At 54.6% G+C, this 6643-nt stretch carries 9 protein-coding genes; 3 read left to right on the plus strand and 6 right to left on the minus strand.

Going from position 1 to position 6643, the window contains the following annotated elements:
- Both Q363_RS43355 and Q363_RS29705 read left to right on the plus strand, forming a co-directional pair.
- Positions 1-202: tetratricopeptide repeat protein (locus Q363_RS43355; protein WP_211256429.1), on the plus strand; the 202-nt coding region annotated here is incomplete at its 5' end.
- A gap of 178 nt (positions 203-380) precedes the next feature.
- Positions 381-635, plus strand: a complete 255-nt coding sequence (locus tag Q363_RS29705) for a hypothetical protein (RefSeq protein ID WP_035357930.1) — start codon at positions 381-383, stop codon at positions 633-635.
- Between the two features lie 800 nt (positions 636-1435).
- Here Q363_RS29705 and Q363_RS29710 read toward each other — a convergent pair.
- From Q363_RS29710 to Q363_RS29735, 6 genes are all read right to left on the minus strand, one after another.
- A complete protein-coding gene (locus Q363_RS29710) occupies positions 1436-2080 on the minus strand; it encodes a recombinase family protein (RefSeq protein ID WP_035357932.1) in 645 nt (214 codons plus the stop codon).
- Positions 2081-2097: 17 nt separating this feature from the next.
- Positions 2098-2841: a hypothetical protein gene (locus Q363_RS44975; protein WP_051979530.1), complete on the minus strand. Its 744-nt coding sequence runs from the start codon at positions 2839-2841 to the stop codon at positions 2098-2100.
- Positions 2842-2966: 125 nt separating this feature from the next.
- Positions 2967-3611 carry a hypothetical protein gene (locus tag Q363_RS29720; RefSeq protein WP_035357935.1) on the minus strand — a complete coding sequence of 215 codons (645 nt, stop codon included), beginning with the start codon at positions 3609-3611 and terminating at the stop codon, positions 2967-2969.
- A complete protein-coding gene (locus tag Q363_RS29725; RefSeq protein ID WP_035357938.1) occupies positions 3598-4149 on the minus strand; it encodes a hypothetical protein in 552 nt (183 codons plus the stop codon). The genes Q363_RS29720 and Q363_RS29725 overlap by 14 nt, the downstream gene beginning before the upstream one ends.
- A 542-nt stretch (positions 4150-4691) precedes the next feature.
- Entirely contained in the window at positions 4692-5027 is a 336-nt protein-coding gene (locus Q363_RS29730; protein WP_245632558.1) for a hypothetical protein, read from the minus strand.
- A gap of 179 nt (positions 5028-5206) precedes the next feature.
- Positions 5207-5839 carry a response regulator gene (locus Q363_RS29735; protein ID WP_035357944.1) on the minus strand — a complete coding sequence of 211 codons (633 nt, stop codon included), beginning with the start codon at positions 5837-5839 and terminating at the stop codon, positions 5207-5209.
- Between the two features lie 138 nt (positions 5840-5977).
- Here Q363_RS29735 and Q363_RS41565 point away from each other — a divergent pair, with 138 nt between their 5' ends.
- Positions 5978-6190, plus strand: a complete 213-nt coding sequence (locus tag Q363_RS41565; protein WP_157467862.1) for a hypothetical protein — start codon at positions 5978-5980, stop codon at positions 6188-6190.
- The last annotated feature ends 453 nt before the right edge of the window (positions 6191-6643 follow it).

Genomic DNA, 6643 nt, shown 5'->3' on the forward strand with positions numbered 1-6643 from the left:
CAAGGGCCCTTTACCCCCTGTAGCCCTTGCGAAAATGTATAACCGGCTAGGAGAAAAGGAAAAGGCAATCGAAGCGCTTGAAAAAGCCTACGAGCAGCATTCGCCGCGCCTGGTTGACCTTCGTTCCAATGTCTTTCTGACATCTCTCCACTCGGATCCACGTGTCCAGGCCTTTCTCCAGAAGATGCATTTTCCTAACTGAATAGAACCTGGCCATGACTGCCACCGACGAACCGCAGATCTCCGCGTTCCGGCCGTTGGATTCCAGTAGCCCACTCTCAGAACTATTGAAAATGATGTTGGGCCATTCGACAGAAATTTGAGCACTCCGAATGATGTTCCATTCCGCTTTCGATCAGACCCGATGACCGAGACCGGAAATGTACCTGCTATCCACCATCGACCGACTACCAGATCACAAGCTCACCGGGTTTGCTCTCCGGCTTGTCTTTACTGGACACACGCCCATTCCGCGCGAAAGCGAAATTGACTTTCTAACCGAAGCCGAAGCCGCTTTTGCTCCCCCACAACCCAAGAAGACGGCCAGCAAGAAAGCGAAGACACTCACACCGATCAAGGCCGATCAGAACACCGCAGCGAAGAAGAAGACGGCTAAAAAGCAAGTTGCAGCCTAACCCGCAGCGGGAGTCAGCTAACCGGCTCCCGCTCTTTTTCGAGGAGGAGATTATGTTTCAGTTCAACTACAAACTCAAGGTTACGGAGCGGGTGAAGGCGAAATGCGAACGTCATCCACGATTCTGAGGACTAAGGAAGGAAGGAGTAGTATCGAAGAGATCGACGAGTAACGAACTCGATTGTGTGTGCGACTCGAGAATGGCACGGAATCACTGGACTTTTCGATTGCAGACGCAACCTTGGCCGAGCAAATCCGCTCATAAGAGCAGGAACTCGGGTGAATCAGTCCTGAAAAAGGAGATTCCAGGTTAAGGGATTTGTGCAACGATGCCCCAAGCAGAGCGTAATCATCAGATCCGGGTTATTGTTTCCCGGTACGCGATGATGCACCGCCAATGACCGCTTGCCGCGTTTGAGGCTCGTACAACCCGGAATTCTACATAGATGGCCATCTCGCGCAAGAACGGTCTCACGATGACCGCCGAAGTATTCTTCGTCCTGCCTCTTGAGCGTGTAGCAAGTCCCGCGGAGTCCCAATGCGAGAATCTTCTCGCACCCGCAGGGACAGCAAATCGCACGTTGAATAGGCTTTTTCTTCATCGCTCACATGACCATAACGCGCCGCGTTTCGACTGCCGCAACCTCAACATCCAGCCGTGTACCTGGAATAACGCTCCATCATCACACCGGACCGTGAAAGTAGAATCAAGATCGCATGTACCACTGATCGGGTCGAAGTCCTCACCGCCGATCACTTCTCCCTCAACATCGAACCCGCCGCCAGCGCAAATTACTCGCATCACTTCCCTCCCCTCGGCCTGATTGTGGTTCTTTTTAGCTTCCGTGCTTTTGCTGCAACCTTCAGCTTTACCGGTCCCGGCCTAACGATCCGGTCAATCGTGGACTTCGACACACTAAACATCGTTCCAAGCTCCTGCTTCGAATACTGATTGCCATCCCACAGTGAGCGAATCTTACTCATCTGGTCCTTTGCAAGCTTTGGCTTGCGTCCACCCAGCCGACCGCGAGCTTTAGCGGCGGCCAACCCCGCCATAGTCCGCTCCCGAATCAGTTCCCTCTCAAACTCCGCCAGCGATGCGAAGACGTGAAAGATCAAGCGTCCTGCGGCATGGCTCGTATCGAACTTCTCCTTCAGCGAGACGAAAGCGACCTTGCGCCGCTGAAGAGTATTCACAATCTCCAACAAATCGGCTAACGATCTTCCCAGGCGATCGAGACGCCACACGATGAGGGTGTCACCCTCATCCAGCCGGTCAAGGCATCGGGTCAGCTCTGGCCGATCGACATTCCGGCCACTGATCTTCTCCTCGTAGATCCTTTTGCAACCGGCTCTCTTAAGCTCCGCGAGCTGGGCCGCGTTCGTCTGGTCGTCCGTCGAAAGTGCGGACTCGATGATCCTGTGGCTGAGCAGGCGAATCTTCACCGTGGCCCTGCCAAGAACTAGTACCGGCGGGTCGGTATCGATACATCCTGCTGCAGGGTGAACTCGATCAGGGTCTCGGACGGCACCTTCACCTGGTCTCCCTTGGTGATTATTTCGGACCCTGCGCCCGTGCCCGCCCCGACACCCGCGCCGATCGCTGCTCCTTTGCCGCCGCCGGCGAGGGCGCCGATGATCGATCCCACCGCCGCTCCGCCGACCGTTCTCTTCGCAGTGCTCGCCCCGCGCGACTTGCCGGTCAATTCATAGTCTCCCGCCACGATCGGCACCGTCTGCCCATTGACCACAAACGCCGTTAGTTCCAGCCGTAGCTGCGATCTGCCGGTGAACGTTCCGGACTCCTTCGACTCCGCCAGCCGGCCATAGACAGCGGCATCCCTGGTGACTATCTCGTTACCGTTCACCCGCAGCGGTTCTTCGAGAGAAGCCTGGAAGCGATCACCCACATGGTTCTGTGTGGAATCGAGGGCATCGATGGTGCGCACAGTGATATGCGTTCCTGCGGGGATGGTGACATACGCCGGCGTCTTTATGCCGGCATGTTCTGCCGGCTGTGGTTCGTTAGGAAGCGAACTCGTCGACGCCTTGGGCAGGTCACCTGCTGCCCTTTCGGAATCAAACTTGAGCGAAACAATGTCAGCGAGGTTGTACTTCTGCACCGAGGAGCCGACCTGGAAGCTGATCTCGCTCTCCGTGCCGCCCATGAACTTGCCTTTGATCAGGCTGCCGTTCTTCAGTTCCAAAGAATCGGCCCACGCAAGGGAGGCCCCCAGGCACAGTGCAATGACCAATCCGGAGTTGAGCTTGAGCTTTATGATGACGTCACCTCTTCAGCGTTCGTGTTTACTGCTCCTGGTGTACGCAATGGTTACTTAGACATATTTCCGTTCTCTTTTTCGGGGAGCACGGTGGCGTGTTCCGGTAGGGGTGACTTTTTCAAAGTAGCTGCCACATTGTGTGCCAAGTTGTGGGTTGCTCGGAGGTTGCCACCGATGAACCGGACATTGCCATCGACAACATGCTCCTGGACTACCTGGCCCTCTCGTGTGACCAACTGAACGCGAACGTTCAACTTGGTCGCACCACTCACGGTAGTGACAGCCCGTCGAGTCTCGCTACCCGGCGTATATTTTTGGACCGTTGTCTTCAGAATGAGCAGGCCGGGAACATCGTTCGCGTTACGATCCCCGCTACGGAACACCGGTTTGAACTGCTCCGTTTTGGTTAGCTCTTCGAGGAGATTCTCGTAGATGGCGGCTCCGAAGGATGGATCAAGGCCGACGTCTCCGGGGTCGACTCTATCTACCTGCACGCTCCATGGCCGGGCGCCTCCGCTATTTCCATCTGCGGAGGATTCCGCAAGCACTGTTGGGACGAATACCTGAAGCTGCAACGCACCGAGCAGCAGGATCACAGCCGCAAGTGGTCCGCAGTGCTTGTTTTGCCGGTGGAAGCCGGACAGGCCCAGCGTGGTCTTAGTTGCGGCAAGGGAAGTTTTTTTATTTGTTTTCATTCTTAACCTCGAGAGTGCTTTGGGTGGGGGGTCGCTCTACAGGCGGCGTCATGTGCGCGCCGTTGGCTACCAGAGCCTTCTTGAAAGGTTCTCCTTGGCCTTTTTCCAATTGGAATATGGCACCGTGAAAACCACCGCTGTTATCAAGATATTCAACTGTGAGGAAGTCGTATTTCTTATGTGCGAAGAGACTCACCACCCGCCCTCCACCATATGGAGCTGCAGTCTTGCCCAGCGTCATAGCCGTGCCACCTACCTGCTTGTCTCCTTCCTCGACAAAGATGTCTTGAATGGAGCTTATGCTCACCTGTGCGGCTGTACTTCCATCATGCTGAAATTGCATGACGCCATCCTGGATTTTCAACTCTCCGGTGGCGTTATGCTTCGCACCTTCAAACCCCAGGACTTGCGTGACATGGATGGCCGACCCTGGGACCGGACTCGGCGCTTCGCTCTGATTCTGGCCTATCGATGCTGCGCTTAATGAGAGCAGGATAGTTAGGCAAGCTAATCCATGCCCAACCTGAAAGGAAGTCATGGGTGTCCGCCTGGACGGTATGGGATTACGATTCATAGTTCCTCACTTGTAGCCGCAATGATGTGAAACCTTCTTCTGATTTACAAAAAACCCTCGCTCCAAGCGATCGGAGTGTAGGGAGCGTCGACCATCGTCGTCTCCGTGGTCCCAACCCCCATCGCTGGCGGATCTGGTGCGTGTGAGTCTTCTTGACCCAAGACCGGATGCTGAATGCGTATACACAGATGCAAATCAGGTTTGCTGGAATAAAGCCAAACTGAGACGTGCGAAAGCCGATTACGCAAACGATCATGCTGTTGACAATTGATATCAGAAGTCCCGTCCACGATTTCCGACCGAGCAGGACAGTCGCCAATATGGTGAGAAAGCAAGAGAGGTAATCTAAATGAAACATAGCGACTTCGACCTCGTCAGCGATGTGTGAATTGTCTAACGAATCCCGTTTGCAAACAGCCCCACGACGAGGCAAATCGCGACCTCTAGGGAGGGAAAATAATAGCCTCCGTCAAGCCAGAACTTTCGGTGATTGATAAAGGAGTCCTTCAGGAGTTGGCGCTGATTTTGCGCCGTGAAGGTTCCACGCGCTTCCACCCAAACAGGCGAGCATCGACTGACCATAGACCCGGTCCTAACATGGCGAGAGCGCAGCCAATGGTTCCGAGCAAAACCGTGACCCATCGGTCCCCGCCTATCGTCATGATCTGCCAGCTTTCGAGCAACGCAACCAAAGCTCCAACGATGGGCGTCCACAGGCCGGGAATGAGAAGCAGTCCGAACGCCGAGAGGAATAAAGAGGTTAGCGTCGTGTTGATTAGAGGATCGCTCCACAGCGTCGAGTTCGCACGCAGAAGCAGTGAAGCGCCGAGAACGAGACGCATGAGAAGCAAACCTATTCCAGGCCACCCGCCAGCGAATGTGGAATATAGACGCCGCAAAACCCACCCTTCTACACTCCACTAGTTTCCTGCTTTGCAGAGACGGAGCGAAACCCTAAAGAGAGTCATTTTCGGTCACTCTTTAGAGTTCTGTTGGCGGCGAGGAATCAGCCGAAGGAGACCTAGAGGTCGATGATTCCTCGTTTCAGCCCAATCATTGCGGCTTGCGTTCGATCATCGGCACCCAATTTTGAAAGAATGCACTTGACTCGACTCTTTACGGTTTCCTCCGTGATCTTGAGCTGATTCGCGATCTGCTTGTTGGCATTCCCAGCGGCGATCAAGCGCAGCACGCTGATCTCTGCCGGCGTCAGGGCGTCATCCGTCGCATGCTCAGCGATTTCGTACGAGGCTTCGAGAGAAAGCGCCTTTCTTCCGGCATGAACGGCTCGGATCGTTTCCACGAGTTCCTTGTGAAATGTATTCTTTAGCAGGTACCCTTGTGCTCCTGCCTTGAGTGCGCGAAGAATCCGAATGTCGCCTTTGTAGGTCGTCAGTACAATGATTTTCGCATCGGGAAATTCTCCCCGGATCGCGACGATCGCATCGAAGCCGTTCATCTCCGGCATTTGCAAATCCATTAGCGTTACGTCTGGACGATGCGTACGGAACTGTTGGATCGCTTCCCGGCCGTTCGAGGCTTCGGCGACCAGAGTCATATCCGGCTGGGTGCCGACGAGTACGGCTATGCCCTGCCTTACGAGGGCGTGGTCGTCAACCGCCAGAATTCGAATTTGAGCTGACCCATCACTCACGCTCGATCGTTTCCTTCACATCGATATCCGTCGCGGAGCGCTTCCCAAAGTACCAGAAACGCCGATAATAAAGACGCACGCTGACCTGCCACAGTTGGTGCCTCTGCACGTGCAGCCCCATATAAGACTCCACGTCCGATGAAGCGATCGAAGCCGTCCGCCTCGAGCCTGCGCCAATCAACTCCGGTCGCCAGGATGACGGTCTTTGTCCACCTTATCGTCACCATCGAGTTCAATCGTATATGCGCCATCGGGTTGCGGAGTGATCTCTTGCACCTCTCGGGTAAGAACCACTTCGGCCCCAAACTTAACCGCCTGCCGGAACGCGCGTTGACTGAGGTCGTCTCCTGAGATGCCATTGGGGAAGCCGAGGTAATTTTGGATTCGAGAAGATGTGCCAGCCTGACCGTCAGGACCCTTGCGCTCCACCAACAAAACACTGAGTCTTTCCGAGGCTCCGTAGACGGCAGCCTCGCAAGGTCGTGGGGGGTTTCGCCCCCTCCCGGCACCAACAAAATAAATAGCTTAAATTGAATTGGCCTCTCGAAATCCGAGAGGCCAAAATCGTTTGGTGTGGCTGTTTTGGTGGCTGTTGGTTTCCGCAGTGATGTATCGCGATGACAAAATCCAAGATGATCGTGCGCGAGACCTGATTGTAATAGAGATAAGTGCAAAACTTATCTGGTGGCATCTGCCACAATGTATTGTGGCATAATGTATTTAGCCGGAGGTTTCATATGAACATCGCTAAGGAGCTTCCATCCCGGCAACCGGTCCTAGTACTACTGTGTTATAAAGTAGATT

The sequence above is a fragment of the Edaphobacter aggregans DSM 19364 genome, assembly GCF_000745965.1.
Lineage (GTDB): Bacteria > Acidobacteriota > Terriglobia > Terriglobales > Acidobacteriaceae > Edaphobacter > Edaphobacter aggregans.